15 protein-coding genes and 1 pseudogene are annotated in these 18,317 nt (G+C 30.0%); 6 read left to right on the top strand and 10 right to left on the bottom strand.

Annotated elements, in window-relative coordinates; genetic code table 11:
- Window positions 1–701: pseudogene (locus ABY298_RS08900) on the top strand (LmbE family protein); the annotation flags it as partial.
- Between the two features lie 110 nt (window positions 702–811).
- Window positions 812–2,488 carry a sodium:solute symporter gene (locus ABY298_RS08905; protein WP_372745687.1) on the top strand — a complete coding sequence of 559 codons (1,677 nt, stop codon included), beginning with the start codon at window positions 812–814 and terminating at the stop codon, window positions 2,486–2,488.
- A gap of 150 nt (window positions 2,489–2,638) precedes the next feature.
- Here ABY298_RS08905 and ABY298_RS08910 read toward each other — a convergent pair whose 3' ends face one another.
- From ABY298_RS08910 to ABY298_RS08930, 5 genes are all read right to left on the bottom strand, one after another.
- The gene (locus ABY298_RS08910; protein WP_372745689.1) at window positions 2,639–3,130 is read right to left on the bottom strand and encodes a DUF2911 domain-containing protein; all 492 of its coding nucleotides are present in this window, start codon (window positions 3,128–3,130) and stop codon (window positions 2,639–2,641) included.
- 5 nt (window positions 3,131–3,135) lie between these two features.
- A complete protein-coding gene (locus ABY298_RS08915; RefSeq protein ID WP_372745690.1) occupies window positions 3,136–3,978 on the bottom strand; it encodes a DUF2911 domain-containing protein in 843 nt (280 codons plus the stop codon).
- Window positions 3,979–4,081: 103 nt separating this feature from the next.
- Window positions 4,082–5,722, bottom strand: coding sequence for a gliding motility-associated ABC transporter substrate-binding protein GldG (gene gldG / locus ABY298_RS08920; protein ID WP_372745692.1), 1,641 nt, complete (start codon window positions 5,720–5,722; stop codon window positions 4,082–4,084).
- Complete coding sequence (gene gldF / locus ABY298_RS08925; RefSeq protein ID WP_372745694.1) at window positions 5,712–6,440, bottom strand: gliding motility-associated ABC transporter permease subunit GldF; 729 nt, start codon at window positions 6,438–6,440, stop codon at window positions 5,712–5,714. The genes gldG and gldF overlap by 11 nt, the downstream gene beginning before the upstream one ends.
- Window positions 6,441–6,499: 59 nt before the next feature.
- Complete coding sequence (locus ABY298_RS08930; protein WP_372745697.1) at window positions 6,500–7,330, bottom strand: S-adenosyl-l-methionine hydroxide adenosyltransferase family protein; 831 nt, start codon at window positions 7,328–7,330, stop codon at window positions 6,500–6,502.
- A 181-nt stretch (window positions 7,331–7,511) separates the two neighbouring features.
- On the opposite strand from ABY298_RS08930, the gene ABY298_RS08935 reads away from it, so the two are divergent.
- Both ABY298_RS08935 and ABY298_RS08940 read left to right on the top strand, forming a co-directional pair.
- Complete coding sequence (locus tag ABY298_RS08935; RefSeq protein WP_372745699.1) at window positions 7,512–8,465, top strand: PhoH family protein; 954 nt, start codon at window positions 7,512–7,514, stop codon at window positions 8,463–8,465.
- 48 nt (window positions 8,466–8,513) lie between these two features.
- Window positions 8,514–9,464, top strand: a complete 951-nt coding sequence (locus ABY298_RS08940; protein WP_372745701.1) for a phosphoribosylaminoimidazolesuccinocarboxamide synthase — start codon at window positions 8,514–8,516, stop codon at window positions 9,462–9,464.
- Window positions 9,465–9,592: 128 nt separating this feature from the next.
- Here ABY298_RS08940 and ABY298_RS08945 read toward each other — a convergent pair whose 3' ends face one another.
- From ABY298_RS08945 to ABY298_RS08965, 5 genes are all read right to left on the bottom strand, one after another.
- On the bottom strand, window positions 9,593–10,021 hold the full coding sequence (locus ABY298_RS08945; RefSeq protein ID WP_372745703.1) for a hypothetical protein: 429 nt from the start codon (window positions 10,019–10,021) through the stop codon (window positions 9,593–9,595).
- 83 nt (window positions 10,022–10,104) lie between these two features.
- Entirely contained in the window at window positions 10,105–12,003 is a 1,899-nt protein-coding gene (gene yidC / locus ABY298_RS08950; protein ID WP_372745704.1) for a membrane protein insertase YidC, read from the bottom strand.
- Between the two features lie 109 nt (window positions 12,004–12,112).
- Window positions 12,113–13,726 (bottom strand): CTP synthase, encoded by a 1,614-nt coding sequence (locus tag ABY298_RS08955; protein WP_372745705.1) that lies wholly within the window; start codon window positions 13,724–13,726, stop codon window positions 12,113–12,115.
- 113 nt (window positions 13,727–13,839) lie between these two features.
- Window positions 13,840–15,483, bottom strand: coding sequence for an alpha-glucan family phosphorylase (gene glgP / locus ABY298_RS08960; RefSeq protein WP_372745706.1), 1,644 nt, complete (start codon window positions 15,481–15,483; stop codon window positions 13,840–13,842).
- A gap of 150 nt (window positions 15,484–15,633) precedes the next feature.
- On the bottom strand, window positions 15,634–16,512 hold the full coding sequence (locus ABY298_RS08965; protein ID WP_372745707.1) for an SDR family oxidoreductase: 879 nt from the start codon (window positions 16,510–16,512) through the stop codon (window positions 15,634–15,636).
- Window positions 16,513–16,703: 191 nt separating this feature from the next.
- Here ABY298_RS08965 and rpmH point away from each other — a divergent pair, with 191 nt between their 5' ends.
- Entirely contained in the window at window positions 16,704–16,865 is a 162-nt protein-coding gene (gene rpmH / locus ABY298_RS08970; protein WP_090221690.1) for a 50S ribosomal protein L34, read from the top strand.
- A 141-nt stretch (window positions 16,866–17,006) separates the two neighbouring features.
- A partial coding sequence (carB, locus tag ABY298_RS08975; protein ID WP_372745708.1) for a carbamoyl-phosphate synthase large subunit occupies window positions 17,007–18,317 on the top strand: 1,311 nt, incomplete at its 3' end.

Raw genomic sequence — 18,317 nt, forward strand, 5'->3', positions numbered from 1 at the left:
CTGTAATAATGCCTTCTGAAGCTAAAGTGGTTCGGTTAAATATTGAGAAAAAAGGACAATTAATTGGTTATATTCAAGGTGCTGGAGATGAAATACCAACAAGTTTAAGACAAATAGGTTATACCGTAGTAGAGCTAAAAGAGGATGAAATTACACCTGAGAAATTAGAGAATTTTGATGCAGTTGTATTAGGAATTAGAGCTTACAATACCAATGATAAAGCGAAGTTTTATCAAAAACATTTACACGATTATGTTAAAAATGGTGGCACGTTAATTGTGCAATACAATACAAATTCTAGATTAAAAGTTGACGAATTGGCGCCATATTCACTAAAATTATCAAGAGACAGAGTTACTGATGAAAATTCAGAAGTTAGAATATTAAATCCTTCACATCCATTGTTAAATTTTCCGAATAAAATTACTTCGGCAGATTTTGATGGTTGGGTTCAGGAGAGAGGTTTATACTTTCCTTCTGAATGGGATGCTAATTTTGAAACAATTATTAGTATGAACGATAAAAATGAACCTAAAAGTGATGGTAGCATTTTAATTACTAAATTTGGAAAAGGTAATTTTATTTATACAGGCCTAAGTTTTTTTAGAGAATTGCCTGTTGGAGTTTCCGGAGCTTATAAGTTATTTGCAAATATGCTTTCAGTAGGGAAAATTCCTTCTGAAAAAACAATTAAAAATTAATATGAATAATCAAAAATATCATTGGAAAAGTGAATACACAACTGTTTTGTTGCTGAATGCTTTTTATATTTTAGTATTTTATGTTTTAATGGAAATTTTCACTTAAAATTATGCAACAATTAGATTGGATTATACTTATTGGCACCTTACTTTTTATTGTTTCGTATGGAGCCTATAAAACGCGTGGCAGTAAAAATGTTGATGATTATATAAAAGGTGGAAGTGAAGCTAAATGGTGGACAATTGGTTTATCTGTAATGGCAACACAAGCAAGTGCCATTACATTTTTATCAACACCTGGACAAGCGTTTCATAGTGGAATGGGCTTTGTGCAATTTTACTTTGGATTGCCAATTGCAATGGTAGTTATTTGCTTGGTATTTATTCCTATTTATCATAGATTAAAAGTTTATACAGCGTACGAATACTTAGAAACCAGATTCGATTTAAAAACAAGAAGTTTAGCGGCAATTTTATTTTTAATTCAACGTGGATTAGCTGCAGGAATTACCATTTTTGCGCCAGCTATTATTTTGTCGGCTGTTTTAGGATGGGATTTAATTACCTTAAATATTATTATTGGTGTTTTAGTAATTATTTACACAGTTTCTGGAGGAACAAAAGCAGTGAGTGTTACTCAAAAACAGCAAATGGCTGTGATTTTTGGAGGAATGTTTGTTGCTTTTTATTTAATAGTAAGCTATTTGCCTGAAGATATATCATTTGTAGAAGCGTTAAAAATTGCGGGTGCAAGTGGTAAAATGGATATTTTAGATTTCTCTTTTAATTTTGAAAATCGTTATACGGTTTGGAGCGGAATTATTGGTGGATCGTTTTTAGCATTGTCTTATTTTGGAACAGATCAAAGTCAGGTACAACGTTATTTGTCTGGAAAATCGGTTAAAGAAATGCAACTTGGTTTAGTTTTTAATGGTTTATTAAAAGTGCCAATGCAATTTTTTATTTTGTTGGTTGGTGTTATGGTATTTGTGTTTTATCAGTTTAATGCGTCTCCTTTAAATTTTAATCCGGCAGCAAATAACGCAGTGAAAAGTTCTGTTTATGCTGATGAATATAAAAAACTAGAAGATAAGCAGTTAGAGATTGAAAAGCAAAAATATATTGCTAGTTTAAAATACGGAAACGAATTAATGAATGCTGAGTTAATTGAAAATATTCAGCAAATAAATTCGTTGGATTTAGAAAATAGGGCAGAAGCTAAAGAATTAATTAAAAAGGCAGATGCTTCGGTTGAAACCAATGATAAAGATTATGTGTTTATTCATTTTATTTTACACAATTTACCACGTGGGTTAATTGGTTTGTTGTTGGCAGTTATTTTATCGGCAGCAATGTCTAGTACCGCATCAGAGTTAAATGCTTTGGCAAGTACTACGGCTATAGATTTATATAAAAGAAATGTTACTTCAGAAAAAACAGATGATCATTATGTGAAAGTTTCAAAATGGTTTACCTTAATTTGGGGATTAATAGCAATTTCTGTTGCTTGTGTAGCCAATTTGTTTGATAATTTAATTCAATTAGTAAATATTATTGGTTCTATATTTTATGGCAATGTTTTAGGAATATTTTTATTAGCATTTTTTATAAAATATGTGAAAAGTAATGCTGTTTTTACAGCAGCAATAATTACACAAATAATTGTAATAATTGGTTGGTGGTACGATTGGATGCCTTATTTATGGTTAAATTTATTTGGCTGTGCTTTGGTAATGTCTATTGCTATTTTGATACAAACACTTACAACTAAAAAAGAAATTATATAAAAAAAACTGTCTAAAAAGAATTTAAAACCGTTGTTCTGAACTTGATTCAGAATCTCACCATTTTGATAACTAATAGTTATGAGAACCTGAAACGAGTTCAGGTTGACGCAATTTTACTTTTTAGACAGTCTTTTTAAAATACTAAGAGTATTATTTTATTGGAATTAAGAGTCTTACTTTTTCCCAAGCAATTTCAATTCCTTCAGAAGTAACGTTGTAACTTAATTCTTCTTGATTTTCTTCTACAAATTGAGGTGTAACAGCTATTCTAACAACGTCATCATTTTCGTTATAAGAATTAGAACCCCAAGCATCGTTTTCACTGCTTAGTATTAATATCCAATCTTTTGCATCATTTGGAATGATGAAAAAACCATATTTTCCAGGGAAAACAGTTTTGTCTTGTATGGTTACTTTTTCGTCAAAAGAAATAGTAGTGTTTTCATTTGCGCCAGCTCTCCAAACTTTATTGTAAGGAACTAAAGCTCCCCAAATTGCTCTTTCTTTAACGCTTGGAGCACCAAAATCTATATCTACATTAACGTGCCCAATGGTTCCGTTTACTTGTTTTCTTGGACTTTTTTGTGCAAAAATTACGGTAGTAAGTAATACTAAAACAAGAGTTAATTTAAAATTTTTCATAGTTGTTATTTTTGCCATTCGGCTATTGATTCTTTATTCATTTTAATATAATCTGCATTGTTTGCTTTTTCAGCAGCAGCTAAACTTTTTTGTGCGGTTGCAATTGCTCCTTTTTTGTCTCCTAAATCAGCTTGAATTAAACTCATTCTGCGTAAGTACCAAAATGGAGGATTTTCTCCTGCAGTTGCTTTTTGCATCCAAGCCAAGGCTTGTTTTAAATCTTTTTTCTCTGTGTGGTAATAAGTTGCCGCTTGAAAATAGTCGTTTCCAGATGGTCCAGCCATAACGGTTTCTATACTTTTTGTAGTAAGTGCATCTGTTGGAACTTCAAATTTAACACCAACATAAACGTTTTCCCATAGTATTCCTAAAACTGCAGATCCAGTAGCTAAATCATCAACAGTAATGGTAAAAGTTTCTATTTTCATAGGCATTTCTTGCACTTCAACAGTAGCTTTTGCTGCAACTTTAGTTTCATCCCATTTTTGAGGAGTTCCCCAATTGTTAGAATCAGAATAAAAAATTATATCCCAAGATTTTTCATTTGGAATTGTAAAAACTGCATACGTTCCTTTTTTTAATTCTTTTCCATCAACAGTAACGTTGTCGCTAAAAGTAATTTTAGTATTTGCATTTGCTCCGGTTCTCCACGTTTGTCCGTAAGGAACTAAATCTCCAAAAATAGTTCTTCCTTTCATTCCAGGACGAGAATATTCTATAGTAACATCTGTTAACCCAACAACTTGTTCAATTTTTGATAATGGGCTAGGTTGTGGAGTTTTAATTTGAGCATTTGTTGCAGATATAAAACCAACAACAAATAATAAAAGTGATAATTTTTTTAGCATAATAGTTATTTTTTAAGTTTAATAACAAATATACTATTTTAAAAAGGCTTATTTTTTTTGACTTTTAATTTTAACAGTTCTTTAAGAAGACTATTTAGGTCTTTTATTGATACTTTTTAAACCTGAAATAGTAAAATATACCACCAAATAGGGTTAATATAATTAAAGGAAAAGCTATATTAATAAACTGCCATTTTTTAGATTCTTCAAATGCTTTTTGTTTATCTAAAAAGTTGATTTTAATTTTTTTGGATCGAATACTTAACAATCCAGTATCATCCAATAAATAGTTTACAGAGTTTAAAAGAAAATCTTTATTGCCATAGCGTTGATAAGTCCATTTGTCTACTCCTAATTCTAAAGGTTGCCCTTTTGCTATTTCATTCGCAATAATATCTCCATCTGCAATTACAATCATTTTATTTTCAAGGCCATTTTCAATAGGTTTTAGTGTTTTAAAAGGTTTAACTCTGCCGTTGTAAGCCGATTTAAAAGGACCTTCTAAAAGAACAGCTAAAGGTTGATTTCCATTGTTATATTCTTCTTTTATGGGTGCAGTATTAATAGTTTTTAATGAAACAATTGATGGAGTTCCTATTATTTTAGATAGCGGAGAGCTTTGTAATAATATAGTTTTTTTGATATTGTTTTTTAACGTATCTATATTACTGGTAAATTTAAAATTAACAGCTTCAATGTTTGTATTAATTGGATGATTGTTTTTTGAAATTGCCAACGGATTAAATACCCATGGAAATTGGCTAAATTGAGTTTGATTTCCAATATTTCCTGTTGCTAACGGAATTTGAGAACAATATAAATCGGTAACTAAATCTGAATTTATTCGAACGCCATAATTAAAAAAGAAATCGGTTAAACCCAAATCTCTAGGATACGCAAGTGCTTCACCAGTTTGTTGCAAACTATCTAATTCGGCTTGTACATTATCAATTAAAAATAATGTTTTACCACCATTCATAATAAATTGATCCAACACAAATTTTTCTTGTTCCGAAAATTTTTCCGTTGGTTTTGCTATAATTGCTAAATCGAAATTAGAAAGTTCAAAAAGCGTTTTTTGTGGTTGTGTTTCAACAGAATCTAAAGTGTATTGTGCTAATAAATAATATTCATTTAATTTTCGTAAAAAATCAGCTAAATAAATATCAGATAATTCTCCATTACCTTTTAATACAGCTATTTTTTTTGATTTAGAAGCAGTTATTTTATGAATAGCATTTGCAAAAGCATATTCTAAATTTTGAATAGAACTTTCTAATTGTTCATCTTGAGAATTGGAAACAACATCGTTTAAAAGAGAAACTTTTTCGGTTTTGTTTTTGTAATTAATTACAGCCCAAGGAAATAAAACCATTTCTGATAATTTTCCATTTTCTTGAACTTGTAAACTGCTTGGTTCTAAACCACTGTCAATTAGTTCTTCGTTAATATCTGTAGGATCAATAAAACGATACTGAATGTTTTTATTTATAAATTTTAATTCTTCTAAATGTAATTGAGTTTCAGTTTGAAGACGTTTAAATTCTGCCGGAAAATTACCTTGTAAGTACACTTTTATAAGTATAACATCATCTACTTTTTTAGCAATGTTTTTAGTGGTTTCAGACAGTGTGTATCTGTGATCTTCGGTTAAATCAAAACGTTTGTAAATTTTATTTCCTATAAAGTTTATCAAAAATAAACCAAAAACAAACAATGCTATTTTAGAAGTTTTACTGCGCATTTTCAATTTTTTGTTTGGTTAAAAATAAAAACAGAAAAGAAACAGAAAAAAAATAAATTAAATCTCTAGTATCAATAACTCCTTTTCCAATACTATTAAAATGTGCGCTCATTCCTAAATTTTGAATTGTAGCATCTAAATTTCCAAATAAATTATAGGTTGCTAAAGCTTCAAACGCGTAGTATAAAAAGAAGCAAATAAAAACCGCAATTAAAAATGAAACAATTTGGTTTTTAGATATTGTTGATGAAAAAATACCGATAGCCGTGTATGAACTTGCTAAAAAAAGTAAGCCAATAAAAGAACCTAAAGTAGTGCCAATGGCTACATTTCCAACCGGATTTCCAAGCTTGTAAATGCTAAACGCATAAATTAATGTGGGAATAATAGTAATAATAACCAATGTTAAGGAACCTAAATATTTTCCCAAAATAATTTGCCAGGTTGTAATTGGTTTTGTTTTTAAAATTTCAATAGTTCCCGTATTTATTTCATCGGAAAAACTGCGCATTGTAATGGCCGGAATTAAAAAAATAAAAATCCAAGGAGCTAAAAAAAAGTAGCTGTTTAAATCGGCAAAACCAGCGTGTAAAATATTAAAATCTCCTTCAAAAACCCATAAAAATAAGCCATTTACAAGTAAATAAACGGTAATTACCAAATATCCAATGGGAGATGAAAAAAATGATGTAAGTTCTTTTTTTAGGATTGATAACATTTAATGAATTATGATTTACGAATTACAAACTTATAACTTTTAATATATTAGAACCTATTTTAGGTGAATTTTACGGTAATAAAATCTCTATAATTTAAACCTAATAATGAAACTGCACCACCAACAGTATCTAAGTTGCTTCTATAAATAGCAATTTCTAAATAATTGGCAGTATTAAATAAAGCTAACCGTGTTCCATCTATTTGACGCTCATCTTTAGGTACCGAAAAGTCTACAATATCACTATATTTTTCTACAATTTTTTTAAAAGAATATCTATTTGCAATTACTTCGTATGGACGTCCTTTTCCAATATCGGTAAATGTTTTTTTAGAAATATTACTAATAGAGTTTCCGTAATTATCTACGTAAATAACGTTGCCATAAATTGTGTTATTGTCCGATGAAATAGTTGGTTGTAATTCTACCAATCTTTCAAAATCTGGAATTATTTTACCTATCACCTCTAAGGTTCCACCACGCGCAATATGGCAAGCAACTTTTACAAAAACATCTAAAACAGGAAAAATAGTTTCTACACGATCGTGGATATTTATTTCAACAATTTTTTCTGGTTTTATTTCGGATGCTAATAAAGAAATTACACCATTGTTAGGACAAATAAAATAATGATTGTCTAACAATAACGCAATATGTTTGTTTTCCTGGTTTAATTCAGAATCTACACCAATAATATGAATGCTTCCATTAGGGAAACTTTTGTATGCATTTCTTAAAATATATGCAGTTTCAGTAATGTTAAATGGTGAGATTTGGTGCGAAATATCAACAATTCTAGCATCGGGTAATTCACTATAAATAGTGCCCTTAATGGCTCCTACAAAATGGTCTTTAATCCCAAAATCAGTAGTTAAAGTTATTATAGACATAAGTAATTTCGCAAGTTTTTTTTTAAAATACTATAAAATTACACCTTTAATAAAATGTTTAAAACTTATTGGAAAAGTTTCAATTTTTATAATTTGATATAATTAAATTTGTTTACAAATCTAATCAATTATTCTGTGAATAGAAATCAAATTTATATTTAAACTTAACAACTTTTACCATTTGAACGAGCGCATTATTGAACTGACAGAGATAAACCCAAATGATTTATTTGGAACTCAAAATTCTCATGTAGAAATATTAAATAAATATTTTCCAAAACTTAAAATTGTTGCACGTGGCACAAGCTTAAAGGCATACGGCGAACCTGAAATTTTAGATGAATTTGAGAAACGTTTAGAAATGCTAATCAACTATTTTAATAAGTACAATAAGTTAGACGAAAATAGTATTGAACAAATTTTAACATCAAACGGAAAAGAAAATAAAACATCTAAGTTTGGTGATGATGTTTTGGTTCATGGTGTTGGAGGTAAGCTAATTAAAGCGCAAACAGTAAATCAACGTAAAATGGTTGATAAAATGACTAAAAATGATATGCTTTTTGCCATTGGACCAGCTGGAACTGGAAAAACCTATACAGCAGTGGCTTTAGCGGTTAAAGCCTTAAAAGAAAGAGAGGTTAGAAGAATTGTGCTAACACGGCCAGCTGTGGAATCTGGAGAAAATTTAGGGTTTTTACCGGGAGATTTAAAAGAAAAATTAGATCCGTATATGCAACCACTTTATGATGCTTTAAGAGATATGATTCCATTTGAAAAATTAGAATCGTACATAGAAAAAGGAATTATAGAAATTGCACCGTTGGCATTTATGCGTGGTAGAACGTTAGATAATGCTTTTGTAATTTTAGATGAAGCCCAAAATACAACACACAATCAAATGAAAATGTTTTTAACAAGAATGGGAAAAAGCGCCCGTTTTGTTATAAACGGAGATCCAGGTCAAATAGATTTACCTCGCAGGCAAGTTTCGGGTTTAAAAGAAGCAATGTTAACTTTAAAAGATATTAAAGGAATTGCATTTGTTTATTTTGATGATAAAGATGTAATACGACACAGATTGGTTAAAGAAATAATTTCGGCTTACAAAAGTTTAGAAGTTGGTACCGAATAATTGATGTATTTTTGAACAATTGAATGATAACAACACAACAACTATAAGATGAGTAATACAATTAATAATACCAATTACAACTTTCCAAATCAAATATCGGTTTATAAAGGAAAAGTGAGAGAAGTTTATAATATAAACAATGAATTATTGGTAATGATTGCATCAGACAGACTTTCGGCTTTTGATGTAATTATGCCAAAACAAATTCCGTTTAAAGGACAAATATTAAATCAGATTGCATCAAAAATGATGGACGCAACTAAAGATATTGTGCCAAATTGGATTATTGCAATTCCAGACCCAAATGTAGCAATTGGCCATATGTGTACACCGTTTAAAGTTGAAATGGTAATTAGGGGTTACTTATCAGGTCACGCAGCACGTGAATATAAAGCTGGAAAAAGATTGCTTTGTGGTGTAAAAATGCCCGAAGGAATGAAAGAAAATGATAAATTTCCTGAACCAATTATTACTCCTACAACAAAAGCTGACACTGGTTCACACGATGAAGATATTTCTAAAGAAAATATTTTAGCGAAAGGAATTGTTACAAAAGAAGATTACGAAGTTTTAGAAAATTATACAAGAGCCTTATTTAAAAAAGGAACTGAAATTGCTGCTGAACGCGGTTTAATTTTGGTAGATACTAAATATGAATTTGGAAAAACAAAAGATGGTAAAATTGTATTAATTGATGAAATTCATACACCAGATTCTTCTCGCTATTTTTATGCTGATGGATATAAAGAAAGACAAGATAGAGGAGAGGCTCAAAAGCAATTATCTAAAGAATTTGTGCGTCAATGGTTAATTGCAAATGGTTTTCAAGGATTAGAAGGGCAAACAATTCCTGATATGAATGAGGAGAAAATTAATGAAATTTCTGAACGTTATATTGAATTATACGAGAAAATTACAGGTGAAACCTTTATAAAATCGGATGTTAGTAATATTGCAGAACGTATTGAAAAAAATGTGCTTTCTTTTTTAAATAAGTAATAAACTGCTCTACTATTATTAAGTGTTAATAATTAAAAGAGGCATTGTAAAATAAATAATATACTCATAAAAAAAAGGCTGTTGTAGATTATCTTCAACAGCCTTTTTTTAATTTTCTAAATCAATAGTTATTTCTTTAATTCTATAAAAATATTTATAAGTTCATTAGAAGTTAAATCGGTTTGTAACCAGTTTAAGGCGCTTTCGTAGGTAGAAAATATACCTACGGAATGACTTAATTCGGCCTCTTTCATTTTATAAATAGTAGAAGGAACAATTTGATTAGGCGTTCTGGTTAGTAACGCAACTCTTTTCTTACCTAAAACCTTTGGAATTTGTTTTAAATGATCAATGTATTTTTCTACATCGTTGAAATTTGCATTCATATTCACATTTTTAAAATTCACAATATAATTTAAAGAACTTGAATAGAATGGGTTGTTAAATACTAATGTTTTAAAAGAGATGTATGAATTTAAATCTAATGTTCCTTCGTGGTATTCAACAATAATATTGTGGTTTTTAAGAATTTTATAATTACTTTTTGAGGGGTTCATTAATTGCTTTATTTGGGGTGGGGTTTGGTATAAAATAAAATATCAAAGTTTTACCTTTGATATTTTATTTAAAAGTCTAACTTTTATTTCTTTTTTTGTTGCTTTGCTTGTTGCTCTTGTGCTTGTTTCATAGCGTCATTTAAACGCTGGCGGAACTTGCTTTCTTTTTTAGGTTTCTTTTTATTTTCCTGAATTTTAGCATGTATTTTTTCTTCATCAATAATATAATGCTTTATAACTAACATAATTCCAATAGTTAATAAGTTAGATACAAAATAATATAAACTTAAACTACTTGCATACATATTAAAGAAAATTAACATCATTACCGGAGAAAGATACATCATCATTTTCATCATCTTTTGCATATCAGGCATTCCTTCTTGTTGAGGAGTCATATTCATTTGCTGACTTTGACTCATTTTCATATAAAAGAAAATAGCTACAGATGCTAAAATTGGAAACAAACTAATATGATCTCCATACATTGGTATTTTAAATGGTAATTTAAATATAGAATCGTATGCAGATAAATCTTCTGCCCATAAAAAACTTTTTTGACGTAAATCTATATTTGAAGGGAAAAATCTAAACAACGCGAAGAATACTGGCATTTGTAACAATGCAGGAATACAACCAGAAAGAGGACTTACACCAGCTTTACTTTGTACAGCCATAGTTTCTTGCTGACGTTTCATAGCATTTTCTTTACCTGGTAAACGATTGTTTATTTCTTCCATTTCTGGTCTAAGTACTTTCATTTTAGCACTTGACAAATAAGATTTATATACCAATGGAGACATTAATATTCTAACCACAATAGTTAAAAGAATAATAATTAACCCATAGTTACCTATAAATCCTTGTAAAAAGTTAAATACAGGAATAAAAATTAAACGGTTTATGTATCCAAATATTCCCCAACCTAAGTTTACAATTTCTTTAATATTTCTATCGTATTTTTTAAGAATTTTGTAATCATTTGGTCCTATATACCAATTCATTTTATAATTTAATTCACCACCTTCTAATGCTATTGGTGTTTTTAAATTAAATTGTTTGGTATAAGTTGTATCAATATCTTCATTTTCTATTAACGATTTTGAAGTTAAAGAAGCCTTATCAAATGCTTTATCTGTAATTAAAATAGAAGAAAAGAAATGTTGTTTAAAAGCAACCCAGTTTACATCGGTTTCTTCGGCGTCATCTTCATCTCCAACAGATAAGTAATCAATTTTTTCATCTTCTTTTTCGTAGTACATTTCAGTCTGTTGATTTTCGTAGCGAATACTTTTTTCATTTTTAAACGCTTTTAAATCCCAATCTAAAACTAATTGTTGTGATTGATTGATGGCAGAACTTAAACCTTGTGAACGAACTATGAAATCAATCATATATTCATCAGGTTTTAATTCATATCTATATTCTAAGTATTTATCTTCAGCAACTTTCAATTTCATAGAAAGCACTTGGTTTGAACCATTTTTAGCAGTTGTTGGTTCAAAAAATAAATCTTTTGTATTTAAAGTCCTGTTTTCTGATGTTCCAAAATTAATGTTAAAAGAAGTGTTGTTATCTTTTACTATATATAGTGGTAAAGAATCGTGTGTTACGTATTTTTTAATTAACGCCTCTTTAATTTGCCCACCTTTATTAGAAATAACTAATTTAATTACATTATTTTCTAAAACTGTTTCGTTTTCTGTTGCTGATGGTAATGATGCTGAATAAGCAAATGCGCCCAACTCACCTTTAGCTTTTGCAAAAGATAATGAATCTGTAGTTTGTGTTATTACCGATGAACTATCAATTGTATTTGCGGTATTTGCAGTTTTTGTTGCTTCTTCAACTTGTTCTGTTTTAGCTTTTTCTGCAGCTAATTCTTCAGGAGTTGGTTGATTGGTGTACATCCACCAAATCATAATTGCGCCTAACAGTACAAAACCTATTAGTGAATTAATGTCGAATTTTTTTTCTTCCATGAGTATTTAAAAATGTCAATTTGTCATTTGCTTTTTAATAAAAATTTAAAAAGCCCGACAAAAGTACTAAATGTATTATAATTAACTAGTATTTATTAATGATTGTATGTTAGTTCAAAGAATGTTCCAAAGTTGCTTTTACAAAATCTACAAATAAAGGATGCGGATTTAATACGGTACTTTTATATTCTGGATGGTATTGAACACCAATAAACCAAGGATGCGATGGTATTTCCACAACTTCTACTAGATCTGTTTTTGGATTTTTTCCAGTTGCTATCATTCCAGCGTTTTCAATTTGTTGTAAATAAGAGCTGTTAAACTCATATCTATGTCTGTGACGTTCGCTAATATGTTCTTTTTTGTAAATACTTTTTATTTTACTATTGTCTTTTAGTTGGCAATCCCAAGCACCTAAACGCATTGTTCCTCCGTAATTGGTAACACTTTTTTGTTCTTCCATTAAATCAATTACTGGATTTGTTGTGTTTTTGTCCATTTCACTAGAACTAGCATCTTTTAAACCTAATACATTTCTAGAAAATTCAATAACAGCCATTTGCATTCCTAAGCAAATTCCTAAAAAAGGAACATTGTTTTCACGTGCAAATTTTACTGCTGCAATTTTACCTTCAATTCCGCGTTCTCCAAAACCTGGTGCAACTAAAACTCCGTTTAGATTTTTTAATTTATCTGGAACATTTTCAACAGTTAAATCTTCAGAATGTATCCAATTAATGTTTACTTGAACCTCGTTTTGAGCTCCTGCATGAATAAATGCTTCAGAAATAGATTTATAAGCATCTTTTAATTCAACATATTTACCAATTAAACCAATTTCAACAGTATGTTTAGGATTTTTAAATTTTGTTAAAAACTCATTCCAAACTTTTAATTCTGGTTGTTTATCTTGTGGTAATTGTAATTTTTTAAGAACTACTAAATCTAAATTTTCTTCCAACATTAAATTTGGAACATCGTAAATAGTTTCAGCATCAATAGATTGAATTACATCTTCTTTTTTAACATTGCAAAACAATGCTAATTTGTTTTTTATTGAATCTGAAATTTCATGTTCGGTTCTACAAACCAAAATATCTGGACTTACACCACTTTGCATCAACATTTTTACTGAATGTTGTGTTGGTTTTGTTTTTAATTCACCAGCAGCAGCTAAATAAGGAACTAGTGTTAAATGAACCACAATGGCGTTTTCATGGCCTAATTCCCATAATAACTGACGGACAGATTCTACATACGGTAACGACTCAATATCACCAACTGTTCCACCAATTTCAGTAATTACAATATCAAACTCTCCAGTGTTTCCTAAAATTTGAACACGGTGTTTAATTTCATCAGTAATATGTGGAATAACCTGAACAGTTTTACCTAAAAATTCTCCTTTACGTTCTTTATCAATAACAGATTGATAAATTCTACCAGTTGTTACGTTGTTAGCTTGTGATGTTGGAATGTTTAAAAAACGTTCGTAGTGACCTAAATCTAAATCAGTTTCTGCACCATCTTCGGTAACATAGCATTCTCCGTGTTCGTACGGATTTAATGTTCCTGGGTCAATATTAATATAAGGGTCTAATTTTTGAATGGTTACAGAGTAGCCTCTTTCTTGTAATAATTTTGCTAAAGATGCTGCTATAATTCCTTTTCCAAGTGAAGATGTAACGCCACCAGTTACAAAAACATATTTCGTATTTTTCATTATCCGTAGGTTTGGGCAAAAGTACTAACTCTATTTTAGTTGGCAAAAACAAAACCCTTTAAAAAGTAAAGATTTTTTAAAGGGTTTTTAAAAAGTATGTTTTAACTAATTTTCTATTTGTAAAGCTCTTTGTAATATTGAGCTGCCATTCTGTTACTTGTAAATTCAGGAATTACATCTGTAAGTGCGTTAAATACTATTTCTTGCCATTTTTTAGGGTTGTTATAGTATGTTGGTAGAACTTCATTTTCAAGAATATCAAATAAATTTGCACAATCTTGTTGATCTTGTTCCCAAACTGGTAATGTATGGTCTAATGCTGGTAAAACAAAGCTGTTTTCTCCATTTTTCTCAAATTCTGGAATCCAACCATCATTAATTGAAAGGTTTACGGAGCCATTAAATGCTGCGGTCATACCACTTGTTCCAGAAGCTTCACGTGTAATTCTTGGTGTGTTTAACCAAATATCTGATCCACATTTTAGTTTTCTAGATAATTCTATTTCATAACCAGTTAAAACGGTTAAATTTTTATATTGTTTAGAGAAGTTTACTAAATGGTTAAACGTATCAATAGCTCCAAAATCTTTTGGATATGGTTTTCCTGCCCAAATTATTTGTACTGGATATTTTTCATTTGATAGTAACTTTTCAAAACGTTGTAAGTCGTATAAAAATATATCTGCTCTTTTGTAGCCAGCAAATCTTCTTGCCCAAACAATGGTAAGAATATTTGGATCGAAAATTTTCTTTGTTTGATTTAACACAACATCAAACAATTCTTGTTTTAGCTCAGTTTTTCTAGCTTTAAATTTCTTAGCATTTTTCTTTTCCCAAGATTTTTTAATTTCTTCGTCTTGCCAAAATTTTTGATTTTGAGCGTTTGTAATTGGTATTATTTTACCTATTCCTGAATAATCTTTCCACATGTTGTTAGAAACAACAGCGTGAAGTTTAGAAACGGCATTGGATTTGTTTGCCATTCTTAAGGCAGAAACGGTGTAATTAATCATTCCGTCATTTACCATTTCTTCTCTTAAATCTTCTTCAGTATAATATCTTCCAAAAAAGCCGCATCTATTTAAAAGGCGAGCGTCACGTTCTTCGTTTCCTGCTTTTTCAGGAGTGTGTGTTGTAAATGCAAAGTGTTTTTTTGTTACACCTTTATCTTTTAAATAGTAAAATGCAGGTAAAGCATGTCCTTCATTTAAGTGATATATATCTGCTCCGCCTAAAGCTTCAACAACTTTAGCGCCACCAATACCTAAAATTATACTTTGTGAAATTCTTGTAATTTCGTTAGCATCGTATAAATGGTTGGTAATAGTTCTTGATAAATGATCGTTACCTTCTACATCTGTACTTAAAAGATACATTGGAACGGTTCCAAAAATCTCAGGTTTTAAAATATATGCTCTTACTTTTACGTGTGGATTGTCATGTAGTTGAACTTCAACTTCAATGCCAGTATCTTCTAAAAAGTCAAAAGTTTTTTCAATAAAATCGGTTCTTAGGGTTTGATCTTCGTTTCTTCCTTGGTCATAATATCCATATTTCCAAAGCATTCCAATTCCAATCATATTTTGTTTTAACTCAAATCCAGAGCGCATATGTGACCCTGCAAGAAAACCAAGTCCACCGGAATAAATATTTAAAGCTTGGTGAATTCCAAACTCCATACTAAAATATGCTACTTTTTTATTATACTCTTTGGCAGGTTTATACGGATGATGCCATTTACCATATTCATTTAACATAATTGCTAGTTGTTTTTATTGTTAGAGGTAAATTTATAAATTTAAAATATTAAAAGATGTTTTAAATTAACTCATTTGTGTTTTGAATTAATTTTTGAAGTCTTTTTGTTAGCAATTACAAAGTTTTTTTGACTTTTTTAAGAATATAAACTAGTTGCTTTTTTTGCTACGTATTATTGCTTCAAGCATGTCCCACATTTCTTGAGGAATTTCTTCTAACATATTAAATTCTCCAGCACCTTTTAACCATTCACCGCCATCAATTGTTATAACTTCTCCATTTATATATGCTGAAAAATCGCTCATTAAATATGCAGCTAAATTTGCCAATTCTTGGTGTTCGCCAAATCTACCAACCGGAACTTTCTTTTTCATATCAAACTTTTCTTTTAAGTTTCCGGGTAATAATCTGTCCCAAGCGCCTTCTGTAGGGAATGGACCTGGAGCAATTGCATTTGAGCGTATACCGTATTTTGCCCATTCAACGGCTAACGATCTGGTCATTGCTAAAACTCCCGCTTTGGCAGTTGCAGAAGGCACAACATAAGCAGATCCTGTATAGGCATAGGTTGTAACAATATTTAATATAGTTGCCTTTTGTTGTTTTTTATCAATCCAATGTTTTCCAAAAGCCAATGTGCAATTTTTAGTACCTTTTAACACAATATCTATAATAGTATCAAAAGCATTGGCAGATAAACGTTCTGTAGGACTTATAAAATTTCCTGCAGCATTATTTAGTAATCCATCAACCTTACCAAATTTTCCTAAAGTTTTTGATAAAAGATTTTCAACTTCAGAATAATTTCTAACATCACATTGTATAGGTAAAACTATTCCTCCAGTTTTTTCTTCCAATTCAATTTTAACAGCCTTTAGTTTTTCAATATTTCTTGAGGTAATAACCACTTGCGCTCCTAATTCTAAAAAATATGTAGTCATAGATTTTCCTAAGCCGCTTCCACCTCCAGTAACAACAATTACCTGATCTTTTAAACTTCCTTCTTTTAACATTGGTTTTTGATACATATTATGCGTATTTTTGCTTTTTATAAATGTAGGGAATATTTCATTTTTTTATGTTAAAATATTTTTTTTAATATTTTTTTAAAATCTATTTGTCAAACACAAAACTAATTGTATATTTGCCCTCGCTTTTAGCAGGAGGATTTTGCTAATAACTAACAACATAAGAAACACGATTTTTAAAGATATTTGTAATGAGTAAAAGAACTTACCAGCCGTCAAAAAGAAAGAGAAGAAATAAACATGGTTTTAGAGAGCGTATGGCTTCTGCTACTGGAAGAAAAGTGTTAGCAAGAAGAAGAGCCAAAGGTAGAAAGAGAATTAGCGTTTCTTCTGACCCAAGACCAAAGAAATAATGAAACAGTAGTTTTATATATGAGGTGTTACTTTCAATTAGTAACACCTTTTTTTATGTTTTTTTGATAAGTTTTTAAAACTATATTTTAAATAAAAACGAATTTTATTGATATTTACACATTAATTTTTTATACTAGCAAATGCCAAAAAACACAAACATTAAATCAATACTAATAATTGGGTCAGGTCCAATTATTATTGGACAAGCATGTGAGTTTGATTATTCTGGTTCTCAAGCCATTAGATCATTAAAAGAAGAAGGAATTGAAGTAACGTTAATCAATTCTAATCCAGCAACTATTATGACGGATCCGTCATTAGCTGATAATGTTTATTTAAAACCATTAACCACAAAATCTATTATAGAAATATTGCAAAAGCATCCAAATATTGATGCCGTTTTACCAACAATGGGTGGGCAAACAGCATTAAATTTATGTATTGAGGCAGATGATAAAGGTATATGGAAAGATTTTAATGTAGAATTAATTGGTGTTGATATTGATGCAATTAATATAACTGAAGACCGTGAAAAGTTTAGACAGTTAATGATTAAAATTGGTGTTGGTCAAGCACCATCAACTGTTGCAACTTCATTTTTAAAAGGAAAAGAAATTGCGCAGGAATATGGATTTCCTTTAGTTATCAGACCTTCATTTACACTTGGTGGTTATGGAGCTTCAATTGTTTATCAAAAAGAAGATTTTGATGAATTGTTAAGTAGAGGTTTAGAAGCATCTCCTATTCACGAAGTAATTATTGATAAAGCCTTATTAGGTTGGAAAGAGTACGAATTGGAGCTTTTGAGAGATGAAAATGATAACGTAGTTATTATTTGTACTATTGAAAATATGGATCCAATGGGAATTCATACTGGAGATTCAATTACAGTTGCACCTGCAATGACTTTAAGTGATAAAACATTCCAGAGAATGCGTGATATGGCAATTTTAATGATGCGTTCTATTGGAGATTTTGCAGGTGGATGTAACGTTCAGTTTGCTGTAAGTCCAGATGAAAAAGAAGATATTATTGCTATTGAAATAAATCCACGTGTATCTCGTTCATCAGCATTGGCATCAAAAGCAACAGGTTACCCAATTGCAAAAATTGCGGCAAAATTAGCTTTAGGTTATAATTTAGATGAATTAAATAATCAAATAACAAAAACAACATCGGCATTATTTGAGCCTACATTGGATTATGTAATTGTGAAAATTCCACGTTGGAATTTTGATAAATTTGAAGGCGCAAACAGAACGTTAGGTTTGCAAATGAAATCGGTTGGTGAGGTAATGGGAATTGGACGCTGTTTTCAAGAAGCTTTACACAAAGCAACGCAATCTCTTGAAATTAAACGAAATGGATTAGGTGCAGATGGAAAGGGTGAAACCAATTACGATGTAATTATTGAAAAATTAACCAACCCAAGTTGGGATCGTGTTTTTGTA

The sequence above is a fragment of the Lutibacter sp. genome (assembly GCF_041596795.1).
Classification (GTDB): domain Bacteria; phylum Bacteroidota; class Bacteroidia; order Flavobacteriales; family Flavobacteriaceae; genus Lutibacter.